The organism is Streptomyces sp. NBC_00096 (genome assembly GCF_045041305.1).
Taxonomy (GTDB): Bacteria; Actinomycetota; Actinomycetes; order Streptomycetales; family Streptomycetaceae; genus Streptomyces.
The window spans coordinates 3,542,136-3,558,766 of record NZ_CP108221.1; the positions used below are offsets into that span (position 1 = coordinate 3,542,136).

15 protein-coding genes are annotated in these 16,631 nt (G+C 72.6%); 12 read left to right on the forward strand and 3 right to left on the reverse strand.

Features of this window, described 5'->3' with window-relative positions; genetic code table 11:
• Window positions 1-74: 74 nt before the first annotated feature.
• The gene (clpB, locus tag OG904_RS15585; RefSeq protein ID WP_405491307.1) at window positions 75-2,660 is read left to right on the forward strand and encodes an ATP-dependent chaperone ClpB; all 2,586 of its coding nucleotides are present in this window, start codon (window positions 75-77) and stop codon (window positions 2,658-2,660) included.
• A 51-nt stretch (window positions 2,661-2,711) separates the two neighbouring features.
• Here clpB and OG904_RS15590 read toward each other — a convergent pair whose 3' ends face one another.
• Window positions 2,712-3,209, reverse strand: a complete 498-nt coding sequence (locus OG904_RS15590; RefSeq protein WP_405491309.1) for a hypothetical protein — start codon at window positions 3,207-3,209, stop codon at window positions 2,712-2,714.
• A 120-nt stretch (window positions 3,210-3,329) separates the two neighbouring features.
• Between OG904_RS15590 and OG904_RS15595 the strand changes: the two genes are divergently transcribed.
• Complete coding sequence (locus OG904_RS15595; protein WP_405491311.1) at window positions 3,330-3,890, forward strand: YbjN domain-containing protein; 561 nt, start codon at window positions 3,330-3,332, stop codon at window positions 3,888-3,890.
• A 16-nt stretch (window positions 3,891-3,906) separates the two neighbouring features.
• Here OG904_RS15595 and OG904_RS15600 read toward each other — a convergent pair whose 3' ends face one another.
• The gene (locus tag OG904_RS15600) at window positions 3,907-5,127 is read right to left on the reverse strand and encodes a mannosyltransferase family protein (RefSeq protein ID WP_405491313.1); all 1,221 of its coding nucleotides are present in this window, start codon (window positions 5,125-5,127) and stop codon (window positions 3,907-3,909) included.
• Between the two features lie 43 nt (window positions 5,128-5,170).
• Here OG904_RS15600 and OG904_RS15605 point away from each other — a divergent pair, with 43 nt between their 5' ends.
• The gene (locus tag OG904_RS15605) at window positions 5,171-5,584 is read left to right on the forward strand and encodes a DUF3224 domain-containing protein (protein ID WP_405498035.1); all 414 of its coding nucleotides are present in this window, start codon (window positions 5,171-5,173) and stop codon (window positions 5,582-5,584) included.
• A gap of 35 nt (window positions 5,585-5,619) precedes the next feature.
• Here OG904_RS15605 and OG904_RS15610 read toward each other — a convergent pair whose 3' ends face one another.
• Window positions 5,620-6,813, reverse strand: coding sequence for a pyridoxal phosphate-dependent aminotransferase (locus OG904_RS15610; protein ID WP_405491315.1), 1,194 nt, complete (start codon window positions 6,811-6,813; stop codon window positions 5,620-5,622).
• A 762-nt stretch (window positions 6,814-7,575) separates the two neighbouring features.
• Between OG904_RS15610 and OG904_RS15615 the strand changes: the two genes are divergently transcribed.
• The 9 genes from OG904_RS15615 (at window position 7,576) to kynU (ending at window position 16,561) form a co-directional block, all read left to right on the forward strand.
• Complete coding sequence (locus OG904_RS15615; RefSeq protein WP_405491317.1) at window positions 7,576-8,190, forward strand: DUF2617 family protein; 615 nt, start codon at window positions 7,576-7,578, stop codon at window positions 8,188-8,190.
• Window positions 8,191-8,362: 172 nt separating this feature from the next.
• Window positions 8,363-10,009, forward strand: a complete 1,647-nt coding sequence (locus tag OG904_RS15620; RefSeq protein WP_405491319.1) for a polyamine aminopropyltransferase — start codon at window positions 8,363-8,365, stop codon at window positions 10,007-10,009.
• Between the two features lie 76 nt (window positions 10,010-10,085).
• On the forward strand, window positions 10,086-11,072 hold the full coding sequence (locus tag OG904_RS15625; protein WP_405491321.1) for an SRPBCC family protein: 987 nt from the start codon (window positions 10,086-10,088) through the stop codon (window positions 11,070-11,072).
• Window positions 11,073-11,158: 86 nt separating this feature from the next.
• Window positions 11,159-11,947: an aldose 1-epimerase gene (locus tag OG904_RS15630; RefSeq protein ID WP_405491323.1), complete on the forward strand. Its 789-nt coding sequence runs from the start codon at window positions 11,159-11,161 to the stop codon at window positions 11,945-11,947.
• A 21-nt stretch (window positions 11,948-11,968) separates the two neighbouring features.
• Window positions 11,969-12,508 (forward strand): orotate phosphoribosyltransferase, encoded by a 540-nt coding sequence (pyrE, locus tag OG904_RS15635; protein ID WP_405491325.1) that lies wholly within the window; start codon window positions 11,969-11,971, stop codon window positions 12,506-12,508.
• 281 nt (window positions 12,509-12,789) lie between these two features.
• Window positions 12,790-13,812, forward strand: coding sequence for a class II fructose-bisphosphate aldolase (fbaA, locus tag OG904_RS15640; RefSeq protein WP_243330679.1), 1,023 nt, complete (start codon window positions 12,790-12,792; stop codon window positions 13,810-13,812).
• A 100-nt stretch (window positions 13,813-13,912) separates the two neighbouring features.
• Complete coding sequence (locus tag OG904_RS15645) at window positions 13,913-14,326, forward strand: DUF3151 domain-containing protein (protein WP_405491327.1); 414 nt, start codon at window positions 13,913-13,915, stop codon at window positions 14,324-14,326.
• Window positions 14,327-14,511: 185 nt separating this feature from the next.
• Entirely contained in the window at window positions 14,512-15,360 is an 849-nt protein-coding gene (locus OG904_RS15650) for a tryptophan 2,3-dioxygenase family protein (RefSeq protein WP_405491329.1), read from the forward strand.
• Entirely contained in the window at window positions 15,353-16,561 is a 1,209-nt protein-coding gene (kynU, locus tag OG904_RS15655; RefSeq protein ID WP_405491331.1) for a kynureninase, read from the forward strand. Before OG904_RS15650 ends, kynU begins: the two co-directional genes overlap by 8 nt.
• Window positions 16,562-16,631: the final 70 nt, after the last annotated feature.

The following is a 16,631-nucleotide window of genomic DNA, read 5'->3' on the forward strand; positions in this document are numbered from 1 at the left end:
TTTGTGCAGGTTGTTCGTGTAAAGCACATGAGTCGTGCCAGTCGTGCCAGTCGTACGGAAGGGAGAAACCGCCCGTGGATGCCGAGCTGACCAACAGGAGCCGGGACGCGTTGAACGCGGCCACCAGCAGGGCCGTCAAGGACGGTCACGCGGACCTGACGCCCGCGCACCTGCTGCTGGCACTGCTCGCCGGCGAGGACAACGAGAACGTCACCGATCTGCTGGCCGCCACCGGCGCCGACCAGGCCGTCGTACGGGCGGGCGCGGAGCGGCTGCTCGCCGCCCTGCCCAGCGTCACGGGCTCCACGGTCGCGCCGCCGCAGGCCACGCGCGAGCTGCTCGCCGTACTGGCGGAGGCCGACGCGCGGGCCGGGAAGCTCGGCGACGAGTACCTCTCCACCGAACACCTGCTCATCGCGCTCGCCGCCAAGGGCGGCGCGGCCGGCGAGGTCCTTTCCGCACAGGGCGCGACGGCGGCCAAGCTGCTCGCCGCCTTCGAGAACGCAAGAGGAGGGCGGCGGGTGACCTCCCCCGACCCCGAGGGCCAGTACAAGGCCCTGGAGAAGTTCGGCACCGACTTCACGGCGGCGGCCCGCGAGGGCAAGCTCGACCCGGTCATCGGCCGCGACCAGGAGATCCGGCGCGTCGTCCAGGTCCTCTCGCGCCGCACGAAGAACAACCCGGTGCTCATCGGCGAGCCCGGCGTCGGCAAGACCGCCGTCGTCGAGGGCCTGGCCCAGCGCATCGTCAAGGGTGACGTCCCCGAGTCCCTGAAGAACAAGCGGCTCGTCTCCCTCGACCTCGGCGCGATGGTGGCCGGGGCCAAGTACCGCGGCGAGTTCGAGGAGCGGCTCAAGACCGTCCTCGCGGAGATCAAGTCCAGCGACGGCCAGATCATCACCTTCATCGACGAGCTGCACACGGTCGTCGGCGCGGGCGCCGGCGGGGACTCCTCCATGGACGCGGGCAACATGCTCAAGCCCATGCTGGCCCGCGGTGAGCTGCGGATGGTCGGCGCGACCACCCTCGACGAGTACCGCGAGCGGATCGAGAAGGACCCGGCGCTGGAGCGGCGCTTCCAGCAGGTGCTGGTGGCGGAGCCGTCCGTCGAGGACACCATCGCCATCCTGCGCGGGCTCAAGGGCCGCTACGAGGCGCACCACAAGGTGGTCATCAACGACAGCGCGCTGGTGGCCGCGGCGACCCTCTCCGACCGCTACATCACCTCCCGCTTCCTCCCGGACAAGGCCATCGACCTCGTCGACGAGTCCATGTCCCGGCTCCGGATGGAGATCGACTCCTCCCCGCTGGAGATCGACGAGCTCCAGCGCTCGGTCGACCGGCTGCGGATGGAGGAGCTGGCCCTGAACAACGAGTCCGACGCGGCCTCGCGCGAACGCCTGGACAAGATCCGCAAGGACCTCGCGGACAAGGAGGAGGACCTGCGGGGCCTGACCGCCCGCTGGGAGAAGGAGAAGCAGTCCCTCAACCGGGTCGGCGAGCTCAAGGAGCGGCTGGACGACCTGCGCGGCCAGGCCGAGCGCGCCCAGCGCGACGGGGACTTCGACACCGCCTCCCAGCTGCTCTACGGGGAGATCCCGGCCCTGGAGCGCGAGCTGGCGGAGGCCACCGAGGCCGAGGCCGAGGTCTCCAGGGACACGATGGTCAAGGACGAGGTCGGCCCCGACGACATCGCGGACGTGGTGGGCGCCTGGACGGGCATCCCGGCGGGCCGCCTGCTGGAGGGCGAGACCCAGAAGCTGCTGCGCATGGAGGACGAGCTGGGCCGGCGCCTGATCGGCCAGGGCGAGGCCGTGCGCGCCGTCTCCGACGCCGTACGCCGCACCCGTGCGGGCATCGCCGACCCGGACCGGCCGACCGGCTCGTTCCTCTTCCTCGGCCCGACGGGCGTGGGCAAGACGGAGCTGGCCAAGGCCCTCGCCGACTTCCTCTTCGACGACGAGCGGGCCATGATCCGCATCGACATGTCGGAGTACGGCGAGAAGCACAGCGTGGCCCGCCTGGTCGGCGCGCCGCCCGGGTACGTGGGCTACGAGGAGGGCGGCCAGCTCACCGAGGCCGTCCGCCGGCGCCCGTACTCCGTGGTGCTGCTGGACGAGGTGGAGAAGGCCCACCCGGAGGTCTTCGACGTCCTGCTCCAGGTCCTCGACGACGGCCGCCTCACCGACGGCCAGGGCCGCACCGTGGACTTCCGCAACACCATCCTGGTCCTGACCTCGAACCTGGGCAGCCAGTTCCTGGTGGACCCGCTCATCTCCGCCGAGGACAAGAAGGCCAGGGTCCTGGACGTGGTCCGGGCCTCCTTCAAGCCGGAGTTCCTCAACCGCCTGGACGACCTGGTGGTCTTCTCCGCCCTCACCCGGGAGGAGCTGGCCCACATCGCCGAGCTCCAGATCGGCCGCCTCGCCAAGCGGCTGGCCGAGCGCCGCCTGACCCTGGACGTCACGCCCGAGGCCCTGGCCTGGCTGGCGGACAAGGGCAACGACCCGGCGTACGGTGCCCGGCCGCTGCGCCGCCTGATCCAGACGGCGATCGGCGACCGGCTGGCCAAGGAGATCCTCTCGGGCGAGGTCAAGGACGGCGACACCGTCCGCGTGGACCTGGCGGGCGAGGACCTGCTGGTCGGCAAGGCGCTCTGAGGCGGGCCGAAGGCCGTGGTGCGGGGTCCCGAGGAGCTTTCCCCGGGGCCCTCACACCCCGGAGGCGACGAACCGGACGCGGACGTCGTCCACCTGCTGCTCGATGCTGATCTCCACCTGCCGGGCGCGGCCGCGCACGGGGTCGGGGTGGGCGACGCCCAGGCACCGGTTCCCGCCCTCCGGGTCGTAGCCGGGCCCCGGCTTCGGACACACCCCGGGACGTTCGTCCAGCTCGTGCTCCAGGGCCCCGGGGAAGGCGGCGCTCAGCCACGCTCCCACTCCGTCCCGGTCCATGCGGAAGGACCCGGTCATGGTGGTGTCCGGCCGGTCGGCCCGCTCGCACTTCCCGTGGCGGGCCCCCGCGGGCAGGCTCGCCCGGGCGAATTCCATGGCTTCGGCGCAGGAGACCTCCGCACCGTTCCCGGGGTCTTCCCCCGGGGTGCCCCGGTCGTCCGGGGACGTCACCAGCCAGATCGCGGCGCCGCCGATCACCAGCGAGGCGGCCACCGCCGACACCGCCGGTACGCGCAAACTCCCTTGAAGTGCCATCCATCCCCCTTATGGCGGGCCTACTCCTGTCCGCCCGGAGCGGATCGTAGCTGCGGGGGTGGACACGGGGTGGGCGCGATGGGGGAGGATGGCCGCATCCGCACGAAGGGAAGTCACACGGTGAGCATCGACCCGGCCTCGATTCCGAACTTCGGAGGGCAGCAGCCCGATCCGCAGGCCACAGGACCGGCGGGCCCCGTCGTCCCCGACCAGGACCTGGTCAAGCAGCTCCTGGAGCAGATGGAGCTCAAGTACGTCGTCGACGACGAGGGTGACCTCGCGGCGCCGTGGGAGGACTTCCGCACGTACTTCATGTTCCGCGGCGAGGACGAGCAGCAGGTCTTCTCCGTGCGGACCTTCTACGACCGCCCGCACAAGATCGACGAGAAGCCGCAGCTCCTCGAGTCGATCGACGACTGGAACCGCCGCACCCTGTGGCCGAAGGTCTACAGCCACACGCACGACGACGGCTCCGTCCGCCTGATCGGCGAGGCGCAGATGCTGATCGGCACCGGCGTGAACCTGGAGCACTTCGTGTCCTCCACGGTCAGCTGGGTCCGCGCGTCGATCGAGTTCGACAAGTGGCTCGTCGAGCAGTTCGGCCTGGAGAAGGAAGTCGACTCGGCCGATGAGGACGAGGACGGCGAGAACGGCGAGGGCGGGGACTCCGCGACCAACTAGGTCCCGGCCCGTCCCCTCAGGGCGCAGTCCCGGACACGAGCAGCAGGTACGGCCCGTATCCGTACGAGAGCCCGGCCAGCACCCCGGTCACCACGACCGCGGTGCGCGGCCGGGCTCTCGCCATGACGGCCACCGCCGGCAGCAGCAGCGGGAACGCGGGCAGCAGGAAGCGCGGCTTCGATGCGAAGAAGCCCGTGCCGCCGTAGGTCATCAGCATCAGCACGCCGGTGTACACGAGCAGCGGCAGCGGGACCGTCCGGTCCACCGCCAGCAGGCCTGCGAGCACGAGCGCGGCCACCAGCAGCACCACCGTCACGGTGGCGGCGAGCGCCAGGTGGCCGCTCAAGACGCGCCATACGGAGCCCAGCATCCCGGCGCCGAAGTCGAAGCGCGAGCCCCAGCCGCGCTGGACGGCGAAGTAGCCGCCCAGCGGATCCCCCCGGTGCACGCCGACGAGCAGGACGTACGAGGCCCAGCCCGCGGGTGCGGCGAGCCCGGCGGCCCACACCCGCGCGGGTGCGCGGCCCCGGCGCCGCAGGATCTCGTACGCGGCGGCCGCCGTCACGGCGGCGGCGACCGCGATCCCTGTGGGCCGGGTCAGCCCCGCCAGCACGGCCAGGCCCGCGGCCCACCACCAGCGGCCGCGGAGCAGGGCGTACAGGGCCCAGGCGGCGAAGGCCGTCAGCAGGGGCTCGGTGTAGGCGAGGTTCAGCATGAGGGCGTGCGGCAGCGCGGCCCACAGCGCGACGAGCAGCACACCGGCGCGGGCCCCGCGCAGGTGCGCCCCGACCCGGTACACGCCCACGGCGGCCGCGCCCGAGGCGATCCACGCCACCAGCAGAGCGGCGGCGGTCAGGGGGCCGGGCAGCACGGCGGAGGCGCAGCGGATCAGGACGGGGTAGAGCGGGAAGAAGGCGGAGTCGCTCTGGACGGAGTCTATCGCCGGCCACATCTGGGTCCGCCCGTAGCCGTGCTCGGCGATCCACAGGTACCAGACGGAGTCCCAGGACTCGCCGAGCACCGCCAGGGGGCTGCGCCCGGTCCACCGGGCCACCGCGGCGACCACCAGCACCCCGGCCCCGCGCACGGCCGCGTACACCGCGAGGGCGACGAGGGCCGCCGGGATCCGGCCCGTCCGGCCCGTCCGGCCCGTGCGGCTCGGCCGGTCCGGCCGGTCCGTGGGCCGTGCGGTGCGTGGGCCGGGCGCTGCGCCGTTCGACACCGTCTCCGTCGCCATGCGTCCCGACTTTCTGGTCTCGCGTGAGTACGCTCATCCGATGATGAAAGCTTCCGGCACGTTCACGGTCGTCAGCTTCAACCCCACGGCGCTGACCCCGGAGCCTCCGGTGGAGACCGGGCTCCCGGTCGGAGTCGCCACGATGGAGAAACACTACGAGGGCGAGACCCTCACGGGCCGCTCTGCCACGCTCTTCACGGCCGCCTTCGACCAGGAGGCGGGCATCGGCAGCTACGTGGCCATGGAGTCCTTCGAAGGGGCCCTGGCCGGTCGCGAGGGCGCCTTCAACTTCGTCCACTCCGCCGCCACCGACGGCGGCCCCGCCCGCGGCGCCGAACACTTCGCGATCGTCCCGGGCAGCGGCACGGCCGCCCTGGCGGGCATCACGGGCTCCGGCGGCCTGCGCATCACGGAGGACGGCACCCACCACATCTGGTTCGACTTCGACCTTCCGTAGCGGGCCCGCGGGGCGTGGAGGGCGGGCGGCGCGGATCAGAGACCCCGCAGCCGCTCCACCGCCTCCTCCAGCACGTCGGTGCGCTTGCAGAAGGCCCAGCGCACCTGCGTGGCGCCGGCCGCCTTGTCGTCGTAGAACACCTGGTTCGGGATGGCCACCACCCCGCAGCGCTCCGGCAGCGCCCGGCAGAAGGCGAGGCCGTCCGTCTCGCCGAGCGGGGTGATGTCGGTGGTGATGAAGTAGGTGCCCTGCGGGCGGAAGACCTCGAAGCCGGCCGCCGCGAGGCCGTCGGCGAGGAGGTCGCGCTTGGCGGCCAGGTCGGCGCGGAAGGCGTCGTAGTAGGAGTCGGGGAGGGCGAGGGCCTCGGCGATCGCGTACTGGAACGGGCCCGAGGACACGTACGTCAGGAACTGCTTCGCCGAGCGGACCGCCGTCACCAGCTCCGGGGTCCCCGTCACCCAGCCGACCTTCCAGCCGGTGAAGGAGAAGCTCTTGCCGGCCGAGGAGATCGTGACCGTGCGCTCGCGCATGCCCGGCAGGCTCGCCAGCGGGGTGTGGGCGCCCTCGAAGACCAGGTGCTCGTACACCTCGTCCGTGATGACCAGCAGGTCGCGGGAGACGGCCAGCTCCGCGACCGCGGCCAGTTCGGCGGGGGTCAGGACGGTCCCCGTCGGATTGTGCGGGGTGTTCAGCAGCAGCAGCCGGGTGCGCGGGGTCACCGCCGCCCGCAGTGCGTCCACGTCCAGGCGGAAATCGGGGGCGCGCAGGGTCAGCGGCACGCGGACGGCGCCGGCCATCGCGATGCAGGCGGCGTAGGAGTCGTAGAACGGCTCCAGGGCGATGACCTCGTCACCGGGCTCCAGCAGGGCGAGGAGCGAGGCCGCGATGGCCTCCGTGGCCCCGGCGGTGACGAGGACCTCGGTGTCCGGGTCGTGGCTCAGGCCGTAGAAGCGCTGCTGGTGGGCGGCGATCGCCGTCCGCAGTTCGGGGATGCCGGGGCCCGGCGGGTACTGGTTGCCCCGGCCGTCGCGGATCGCGCGCGCCGCGGCCTCGGCGATCTCGGCGGGACCGTCGGTGTCGGGGAAGCCCTGGCCGAGGTTGATGGATCCGGTGGCGGTGGCCAGCGCGGACATCTCCGCGAAGATCGTGGTGCCGAAGGCCGCCAGCCGGCGGTTGAGGAAGGGGCGGGCGGGGCGGTCGGTGCGTTCGGGAGCGGTCATGGGCGCCATCCTGCGGGGAAGCTCTGGACTTGCTCAAGTGGGCTTTGGGCCGCGATGCCCGAGGGCATCCCCCCGGTACGCGGGGCCACGGGGGTTCCCGCATCCGGACGGTCGAGGACAGGGGGTGGCGAGATGACGGTCGTTTTCTGGATCCTGATCGGGCTCGTCGTGTGCGTGGGACTGGTGATGGCGGCGGTGGGGGTGGTCCGCGCGTTCCGCAGCGGGTACGCGTCCGGCGGTTCGGGCGGGTCCGGCAGCGGGAACACCAGCTGGTGGACGGGTGGTGACGGCGGCGGCGGATCCTCCTGCGGGTCCTCTTCCTCCTGTGGCTCCTCGTCCTCGTGCGGTTCCTCGTCGTCCTGTGGCGGTGGAGGATGCGGTTCCAGCTGACACGGGGCAGCATGGAACCGTGGGTTCGGCGGCTTCCGTGGCTTCCACAGCCGAAAGCTTCCTCCGCCGAAATGCGTGAGACGCCCGCCGGGTACAACTTCCGTCGGGCGTCTTCTTGTTCGGACGCCGGTGCCGCGCATTACGGCGTACGGGCGGCATGTTGTTGAACACGTGAACTGTGTAGCCCCCGAGGGGATGTAAACCCCGTCAAGTTGGGTAAAAACGCTGTGAGTGCCGTGCCTTTCATGATTCCCTCGGTTGAGTAGACCAGTCCTCGGACCTCCCTGGACTTCCTGTGGACCCGTGCCGGTGTCCCCCCACCCGTTGACTACCGCTGGCGGGCCCCGGCCCATCTCCCTCGCGCGTTTGCGGAGCCGACTCATGCTCACGACCCTCCAGACCACCTACACCGACACGCGTGCCGCCGATCTCGCCTGGGCCCTGGGTCGGGAGCGGCTGCCCGCCCTGGCCGTACTGAACCTCGAACTGGCTGGCGCAAAAGTTGAGTTGCGCCTGCTCGGGGCCTCTCATCAGGTACTCTTGGAGGAAGGGGACGTGCTCTGTTCGGAGACCGTCGCCTGTATGCCCGCCAGCAGCACCCCGCTTCCGCTCGGCGTGGCCAAGCGCGTCGGCGACTGGGAGTACGAGTTCGCCGCGCGGGTCGAGAACCTCTCGCGCGGTTCCTTCGCGGGCCGGGCCCAGGAGCTGCTCGCGCTGGTCGCGGACCACCCGAACGGGCTCGCCGGCACCTTCCCGGGCAGCCCGTACGCCTTCACCGCCATGCTCGCGCAGCGCTACGAGGGCCAGATCCGGTGGCGGACCTGGCACGCGTACCCGCAGGAAGGGCAGCTCGTGGCCACCCGCACCCGGGTCGGCGTACGGACGTCCGCGACGGGCGGGCCGGCGGGTGCGGCATCCGCCGCGGCGGCGGTGCCGGGCGCTGCGGTGCCGGGCGCCGCGGCCGCCGCGGGCGCGCAATCGCCGGTGCTCATCTAGGGGGCGCGGGCGCGGGGGCGCGGGGCCGCGCAGTCGCCGGTGCTCGTCCGGGGGCGCGGGGTCACGGGGTCGCGGAGTTGCCCGTCCGTTACGCCAACTGCCCGAACCAGTGCGCCACTTACACCCATGTGGGTGACCGGGTGCGAGCAGGCGGTGACGTACGGTTCGCTTCATGATCGACCGTTCCGCCCCGCGCGGGGTGCTCCCGGCTCCGGAGCCGCGCGGTGTGGCCCGCGTCCCGGCCGCCCTGCCCGTACGGCCTCGGACCGGCCGACTCCTCGTCCTGGCCACCGTGTTCGTCTGCGCCGCCTGCGGGCTCGTATACGAACTGGAGCTGCTCGCCCTCGGCTCGTACCTCATCGGCGACTCCGTCACCCAGGCGTCGGTCGTGCTGTCCGTCATGGTCTTCGCCATGGGCGTCGGATCCCTGCTCGCCAAGGCCCTGCGGGCCCGTCCCGCCTTCGGCTTCGCCGCCGTGGAGGCCGCCCTGGCCCTCCTCGGCGGCCTCTCGGCCATGGCGCTCTACGCCAGCTTCGCCTGGCTGGGGGAGTCCCAGCCCGCGCTCGTCGCGTTCGCCTTCGCCATCGGCGTCCTCATCGGCGCCGAGATCCCGCTCCTGATGGTCCTGATCCAGCGGATCCGCAGACAGGACGCGGGCGGCGCCGTCGCCGACCTGTTCGCCGCCGACTACGTCGGCGCGCTCGTCGGCGGCCTCGCCTTCCCCTTCCTGCTCCTGCCCGTACTCGGCCAGCTCACCGGCGCCATGCTCACCGGCACCGTCAACGTCACCGCGGGCGGCGGCCTCGTCCTGTGGCTGTTCCGCCGGGACCTGAGCCCCCGCGCCCGCTGGCTGCTCGTCGCCGTCAACGTCACCGTCCTCGCCGTCCTGGCCTGCGCCACCGTGCTGGCCGACGACTTCGAACGCGTGGCCCGGCGCGCCGTCTACGGCGGAGAGGTCCGCGTCGCCGTCCAGACCGGCGTCCAGGAGCTGGTCCTCACCGGCCCCCCGACCGGCTCCCCGCGCTCCCTCGACCTCTTCCTCGACGGCCGCCTGCGGGTCAGCGGCTACGACGAGTACCGCTATCACGAAGCCCTCGTGCACCCCGCGATGACCGGCCCGCACACCCGCGTGCTGGTCCTCGGCGGGGGTGACGGCCTCGCCGCCCGCGAGGTGCTGCGCTACCACGACGTCGCCTCCGTGACCGTCGTCGAGCTCGACCCCGGAGTCGTGCGGCTGGCCCGCACCGACCCGATGCTCTCCGCGCTCAACGCCGGGGCGTACGAGGACCCGCGACTGAGCGTCGTCACCGAGGACGCCTTCTGCTGGCTGCGCGGACCCGCCGCGCAGGGCCGCTTCGACGTCATCGTCTCCGATCTGCCCGACCCCGGGATCACCCCCAGCACGAAGCTGTACTCGCAGGAGTTCTACGGGCTGGCGGCGCGGGCCCTGCGCCCCGGCGGGAGGCTCGCCGTCCACGCGGGACCGCCCGCCACCAGGCCCCGCGCCTACTGGACCGTCGAGGCCACCCTGCGCGCGGCCGGGCTGCGCACCGCCCCCTACAGCGCCGGCGGCCGCCTCTCGGGCTTCGCCGCCGGGCCCGACCGGGCGCTCGGAGCCTCCGCCGCCACCGCGCCGCCGCAGGACTGGGGCTTCGTCCTCGCGGCCCGCGAGGGCGTCCCCCGGCTGCGCGTGGACCGGGACACGCCCGCGCTGCGCTCGCTGTCCACGCAGTCCCTGGCCGACGCCGCCCGGGACACGGAGCGAACGCGGCTGACCGGCCTCCCGCCGTCGACGCTGCCGCACCCGAGGTACTCGTAGGCCCCGGCGGTACGCGACCCCGGCGAACCCGTCCGGTTCCCTGACGGGGAACGGCCGCGTCGGTAGTCTCGACCGCATGGAGCATCAGGTGTTCGTTCCGGTCCCCGCCGCCGACGTCCGCGCCGTGCTGCGCGATCCCGCCCGGGTGGCGCGCTGCGTGCCGGGGCTCCAGCAGGACGCCGACACCGAGGCCGGGCCGCTGTCGGGCCGGCTGAAGGTGCGGGCCGGGGGGCACACCGTGACCTACCGCGGCGCCCTGTCCGTCACCGAGCGGGACCCCGACCGGTTCGTCCTCGCGGGCGAGGGCATGGAGGTGCGGGGGAGCGGGACCGTGAAGTTCTCCCTCGACCTGCGGCTGGCCGAGGCGGACGGCGGCACCCGGCTGGAGTTCACCGCCGAGTCCGCCGCCGACGGGCGCGCCGCCGCCTTCGATCCGGAAGCGGCCGCCATGGCCGCCCACCGCCTCCTGGACCGCGCCGCCGGGCACCTCGCGGCCCTCGCGGTCGACGACGCCCCCACGCCCCCCGGCGCACCCCCGGCCCCGCTCGACGACCCGGGCCCGGACGGAGACGTGGATGCGGACCCGGGCGTGTACGGAGACGTGGATGCGGGCTCGGGCCCGGACGGAGACGTGGACGTGGACCCGGGCCTGGACGGAGACGTGGACCTGGACCCGGGCCTGGACGCGGATGTGGACGTGGACCCGGACGCCGACCCCGCCGCCGGCCCGGACTTCACCGAGGTCACCGCGTCCGTGTTCGACGCCGAAGTCCCGCCCCCGTCGCTGGACCCCTTCCTGGAGGGCGGCTTCGAAGGCATGGCCGAGCTCGGGGACCTCGCGGGCCCCCCGCGCCCGCCCGCCGAAGCCGCCCACGCCCGCCGCACGATGATCGGCCGCAGCGCGGAGGAGGTCGACCACGCGCCCCCGCGCGGCCGCTACGCCCCCGTCCCCGCCCCCACCTCCGCAGGCTCGAACCCGAACCTGCGCTGGATCGCCCCGGCCGCCGCCGTGGCCGTGGCCTCGGCGGTCCTCCTGGGCCGCGCCCTGCGCCGCCGGAGCTGAGGGCCCACGGAGCATCCGGACCGCCCGCGACACCTCGACCGCACGCGCGGCCCTGACCACCCCACCGATCTGGCTAAGGTCATCGCATGAGTACGCAACTGCGCGCCGGCGGCGCCGAGGTGACCATCGACCAGGAGAACGGCTGCCGGATCAGCAGTCTGCGCATCGACGGGACGGAGCTGCTGCGGCAGGGGGAGCACTACGGGGCCTTCCCGATGGTGCCCTGGTGCGGGCGGACCAGGAACGGGCAGTTCCAGGACGGTGCGACCCTGCACCAGCTGCCGCTCAACCACCCGCCGCACGCCATCCACGGCTTCGGCCGCGACGCCGCCTGGCGCCCGGCCCGGGCCACGGACACCGAGGCCGCGTTCACGTACCCGCTCGCCGACCCGTGGCCCTACGAGGGCCTGGTCACCCAGATCTTCGAGCTCGGCGAGAACGCGCTGACCCTGACCATGGGCATCGAGACGTACGGGGACTCCTTCCCGGCGCAGGCCGGCTGGCACCCCTGGTTCCACCGCAACCTCGGCAACGGCGGCGAGGACGTGCGCATCGCCTTCGACGCGGCGTGGCAGGAGGAGCGCGGCGCCGACCACCTCCCCACCGGCAACCGCATCGAGCCCAAGCCCGGTCCGTGGGACGACTGCTTCGGCATGCCGTACGGCGTCGACGTCACCCTGACGTGGCCCGACGCGCTGGAGCTGAAGGTCGCCAGCCGATCCGAATGGGTGGTCGTCTACGACGAGGAGCCCGAGGCGGTCTGCGTGGAGCCGCAGTCGGGCCCGCCGAACGGGCTGAACAGCCTGCCGCACCTGGTGACCCCGGTGGACCCGCTGGAGATCTCCACGACGTGGAGCTGGCGGCGGCTGGGATAGCGCCCAATTAAGCTCATGCCCATGAGTGACGTACGCGATGAGCTTCTGCAGCAGATCAAGGACAAGGCCGTCGTGCACGGCAAGGTGGTCCTCTCCTCCGGCCGTGAGGCCGACTACTACATCGACCTCCGCCGGATCACCCTGGACGGCGAGGCGGCCCCCCTGGTCGGCCAGGTCATGCTCGACCTCACCGCCGACCTGGAGTTCGACTGCGTCGGCGGCCTGACCCTGGGCGCCGACCCGGTCGCCACCTCGATGCTGCACGCTTCCGCCGCGCGCGGCGCGCGCCTGGACGCCTTCGTCGTCCGCAAGGCGCAGAAGGCGCACGGCATGCAGCGCCGCATCGAGGGCACCGACGTGAAGGGCAAGCGCTGCCTGGTGGTCGAGGACACCTCGACCACCGGCGGTTCCCCGCTGACCGCCGTCGAGGCGGTCCGCGAGGCCGGCGGCGAGGTCGTCGCCGTCGCGACGATCGTCGACCGCGGCGCGACCGACGCCATCGCCGCGGCCGGCCTGCTCTACCGCACGGGCTACCAGCTGAACGATCTCGGCCTGTCCTAGGCCTGTCCTGGGCCCGTGCTGGGCCTGTGCTGGCCTGTGCTGGGCCTGTCCCGGACAACTGGTGACTTAGGTCCCCGGAGATCCCTGAGGCGGTCCTGACCTGGGCTTTTCCGGACGGGTGGAGTGTTTCACGTGAAACACTCCACCCGGTTCGGTGCGCGCGGCGCCGCCGCTGAGGTGGAGTGTGCCCGGGAGTCTGGAAAGATGGGCATGACGGCAACGTCGCCCCCAGGTCAGGGCCCGCAATAAGCACACTCCCCGCACATCCAAGGAGCGGACAGATGCCCATCGCAACCCCCGAGGTCTACAACGAGATGCTCGACCGGGCGAAGGCAGGCAAGTTTGCCTACCCGGCGATCAACGTGACCTCGACCCAGACTCTGCACGCTGCACTGCGCGGCTTCGCGGAGGCCGAGAGCGACGGCATCATCCAGATCTCCACCGGTGGTGCGGAGTTCCTGGGTGGCCAGTACAACAAGGACATGGTCACCGGCGCCGCCGCCCTGGCCGAGTTCGCGCACATCGTGGCCGCCAAGTACGACATCACCGTCGCGCTGCACACGGACCACTGCCCCAAGGACAAGCTGGACGGCTACGTCCGCCCGCTGCTCGAGATCTCCGCCGAGCGCGTGGCCCGCGGTCTGAACCCGCTGTTCCAGTCGCACATGTGGGACGGCTCCGCCGAGACCCTGGCCGACAACCTGGCCATCGGCCAGGAGCTGCTCGCCAAGGCCGCCGCCGCGAAGATCATCCTCGAGGTCGAGATCACCCCGACCGGTGGCGAGGAGGACGGCGTCAGCCACGAGATCAACGACGAGCTGTACACCACCGTCGACGACGCGCTGCGCACCGCCGAGGCCCTGGGCCTGGGTGAGAAGGGCCGCTACCTGCTGGCCGCCTCCTTCGGCAACGTGCACGGCGTCTACAAGCCGGGCAACGTCGTCCTGCGCCCCGAGCTCCTCAAGGACCTCCAGGCCGGTGTCGGCGAGAAGTACGGCAAGTCCTCGCCGTTCGACTTCGTCTTCCACGGCGGCTCGGGCTCCACGGCCGAGGAGATCGCCACCGCGCTGGAGAACGGCGTCGTGAAGATGAACCTCGACACCGACACCCAGTACGCCTTCACCCGCCCGGTCGTGGACCACATGTTCCGCAACTACGACGCGGTCCTGAAGGTCGACGGCGAGGTCGGCACCAAGTCGAAGTACGACCCCCGCACGTGGGGCAAGGCCGCCGAGGCCGGCATGGCCGCGCGCGTCACCGAGGCCTGCGCGAACCTGCGTTCCACGGGCACCAAGCTCAAGTAGTCCCCGAAGCTTGCGGGAAGGGCCCGGTTCCACCGTCCACGGACGGCGGGGCCGGGCCCTTCCGTCGTTCGCGCGTCCTCCATCCCCCAGACTGGTGCGCATGTCTCTTCACCAGAACCTCCTCGGGGGCCCCGCCCCCACCCACCTGCCCGACGAGCCGGGCATCGCGGCCATCGCCGCCGGCACCCCCGCCGTCGAGGTGGCGGCCGCACACCCGACCTCCTCCCTCGCCTGGGCGGTCCTCGCCGACGAGGCCTTCGCGGCCGGCCGCACGGTCGAGTCGTACGCGTACGCCCGCACGGGCTACCACCGCGGTCTCGACGCGCTGCGACGTGCGGGCTGGAAGGGCCACGGCCCGGTGCCGTGGGAGCACGAGCCGAACCGCGGCTTCCTGCGCGCCCTGAACGCCCTGGCCCGCGCGGCCGGTGCGATCGAGGAGAAGGAGGAGTTCGAGCGCTGCTCGACCTTCCTGCGCGACTCCTCGGAGACGGCCGCGGACGTCCTCGGCGCCTGACGTGTGAGGTCCGGGACCGGGCGGGGCCCCATCGGGCCCCGCCCGGTCGCGGAATGTGACGTGCGCCACGGACTATTGAAGCCCTGCGGCACGCCGGTCTTATGATGCGGACAGGGGACCGGAGCTCCACTCACCTCACGGAAGGAGCGGACCGCTACCCGGAAGCACGTATCGAGGAGACAGCGATGTCGCACGCCCTTGATGCCTCCGGAGACGGCGGTTCGGACACCCCGAACCTCGACTTCGCCGGCACGACCCCCTACGAGGACTACGTTCAGGCGGACGTCCTCACCCACCTCCAGCACCTGCGCTCGGAAGACCCGGGCGAGATGGTCTTCCTGGTCACCACCCAGGTCATGGAGCTGTGGTTCACGGTCATCGTCCACGAATGGGAGACCGCCGCGCAGGCGCTGCGCGAGGACCGGATCCCCGTCGCGATGGATGCGCTGAAACGTTCCCTCCGCGAGCTGGAGGCCCTCAACGCCTCCTGGCGCCCCCTCGCCCAGCTGACCCCGGGCCAGTTCAACGCGTATCGCGCCGCCCTCGGCGAGGGCTCCGGTTTCCAGTCGGCGATGTACCGCCGCATGGAGTTCCTGCTCGGCGACAAGTCCGCCTCCATGCTGGTCCCGCACCGCGGCGCGCCGCGCGTCCACGCGGAGCTGGAGAAGGCCCTGCACGAGCCCAGCCTCTACGACGAGGTCCTGCGCCTCCTCGCCCGGCGCGGCCTGCCCGTCCCCTCCTCCGTCCTGGACCGCGACCTGACCGGCCGCTACGAGCCCTCGCCCGAGGTCGAGGCCGTCTGGACCGGCCTGTACGCCAGCCCGGACGCCCATCCGGACCTGCACCGGCTCGGCGAGGTCCTGACGGACGTGGCGGAGCTGGTCTGGCGCTGGCGCAACGACCACCTGGTGGCCACGCGCCGCGCGATGGGCGCGAAGACGGGCACGGGCGGTTCGGCGGGCGTGGCCTGGCTGGAGAAGCGCGCCACGAAGAACGTCTTCCCGGAGCTCTGGACGGCGCGCAGCCATGTCTGAGCCGACCGCGCCGGACCTGGCGCAGCGGGCCGCCGAGCTCGACGCCGCCGACGAGCTCGGCAAGCTCCGCGAACGCTTCGTGCTGCCCGAGGGCGTCGTCTACCTCGACGGCAACAGCCTCGGCGCGCTCCCTGCGGGGGTCGCCGCCCGTCTCGCGGAGGTCGTCACCGAGCAGTGGGGCACCCGGCTCATCCGGTCCTGGACCGAGGGCGAGGCCAACTGGTGGAACGCCCCCGAGCGGGTGGGCGACCGGATAGCCCCGCTGGTCGGCGCCGCCGCCGGCCAGGTCGTCGTCGGCGACTCCACCAGCGTCAACCTCTTCAAGGCACTGGTGGGCGCCGCCCGCCTGGCCGGGTCCGGCCGGACCGAGATGCTCGTGGACGCCGCCACCTTCCCCACCGACGGCTACATCGCCGAATCGGCGGCCCGCATGACGGGCCTGCGCGTGGTCCCGGTCGACCCGACCGAGGCCGCCGCGGCGATGACCGCGGACACGGCCGTGGTCCTCCTCAACCACGCCGACTACCGCACCGGCCGCCTCCACGACCTGCCCGCGCTCACCGCGGCGGCCCGCGCCGCGGGCGCCGTGGTCGTCTGGGACCTGTGCCACACGGCCGGCGCCCTGCCCGTGGGCCTCGACGCGCACGGCGTGGACCTCGCGGTCGGCTGTACGTACAAGTACCTCAACGGCGGCCCCGGCGCCCCCGCGTACCTGTACATCGCCGCCCGCCACCAGTCCGCCTTCGACTCCCCGCTGCCGGGCTGGAACGGGCACGCGGACCCGTTCGCGATGACCCCGTCCTACGAGGCCGCGCAGGGCGTGCGCAGGGGGCGCGTCGGTACCCCCGACATCCTGTCCCTGCTCGCCCTGGAGGCCGCGCTGGACGCCTGGGACGGGGTGTCCGTCGAAGCGGTCCGCGCGAAGTCGCTCGCGCTGACGGATTTCTTCCTCGACTGCGTGGCGGCGTACGTCCCGGCCGGCAAGGTCGAGCCGGTCACCCCCATCGCGCACGGGCAGCGGGCCAGCCAGGTCTCGCTGCGCACGCAGGACGCCGCCGGGGTCATGGGCGAGCTCATCGCGCGCGGGGTGATCGGGGACTACCGCGCCCCCGACGTCCTGCGCTTCGGGTTCACCCCGCTGTACGTCGGTTTCGCCGACGCGGAGCGTGCGGCCCGCACACTGGGTCACATTTTCGGGTGAACCGGTAGCGAAACGTCACATCACCGCGCGGGCGGGGCTACGGCCCCGCCCGCAGCCGTATCTCCTCGGC

Bases quoted from the DNA above. Each gene is read 5' to 3' on its own strand.
- OG904_RS15590 (WP_405491309.1), bottom strand. From the start codon at position 3,209: ATGGCACTTCAAGGGAGTTTGCGCGTACCGGCGGTGTCGGCGGTGGCC.
- OG904_RS15600 (WP_405491313.1), bottom strand. From the start codon at position 5,127: ATGGCGACGGAGACGGTGTCGAACGGCGCAGCGCCCGGCCCACGCACC.
- OG904_RS15605 (WP_405498035.1), top strand. From the start codon at position 5,171: ATGAAAGCTTCCGGCACGTTCACGGTCGTCAGCTTCAACCCCACGGCG.
- OG904_RS15610 (WP_405491315.1), bottom strand. From the start codon at position 6,813: ATGGCGCCCATGACCGCTCCCGAACGCACCGACCGCCCCGCCCGCCCC.
- OG904_RS15615 (WP_405491317.1), top strand. From the start codon at position 7,576: ATGCTCACGACCCTCCAGACCACCTACACCGACACGCGTGCCGCCGAT.
- OG904_RS15620 (WP_405491319.1), top strand. From the start codon at position 8,363: ATGATCGACCGTTCCGCCCCGCGCGGGGTGCTCCCGGCTCCGGAGCCG.
- OG904_RS15625 (WP_405491321.1), top strand. From the start codon at position 10,086: ATGGAGCATCAGGTGTTCGTTCCGGTCCCCGCCGCCGACGTCCGCGCC.
- OG904_RS15630 (WP_405491323.1), top strand. From the start codon at position 11,159: ATGAGTACGCAACTGCGCGCCGGCGGCGCCGAGGTGACCATCGACCAG.
- pyrE (WP_405491325.1), top strand. From the start codon at position 11,969: ATGAGTGACGTACGCGATGAGCTTCTGCAGCAGATCAAGGACAAGGCC.
- fbaA (WP_243330679.1), top strand. From the start codon at position 12,790: ATGCCCATCGCAACCCCCGAGGTCTACAACGAGATGCTCGACCGGGCG.
- OG904_RS15645 (WP_405491327.1), top strand. From the start codon at position 13,913: ATGTCTCTTCACCAGAACCTCCTCGGGGGCCCCGCCCCCACCCACCTG.
- OG904_RS15650 (WP_405491329.1), top strand. From the start codon at position 14,512: ATGTCGCACGCCCTTGATGCCTCCGGAGACGGCGGTTCGGACACCCCG.
- kynU (WP_405491331.1), top strand. From the start codon at position 15,353: ATGTCTGAGCCGACCGCGCCGGACCTGGCGCAGCGGGCCGCCGAGCTC.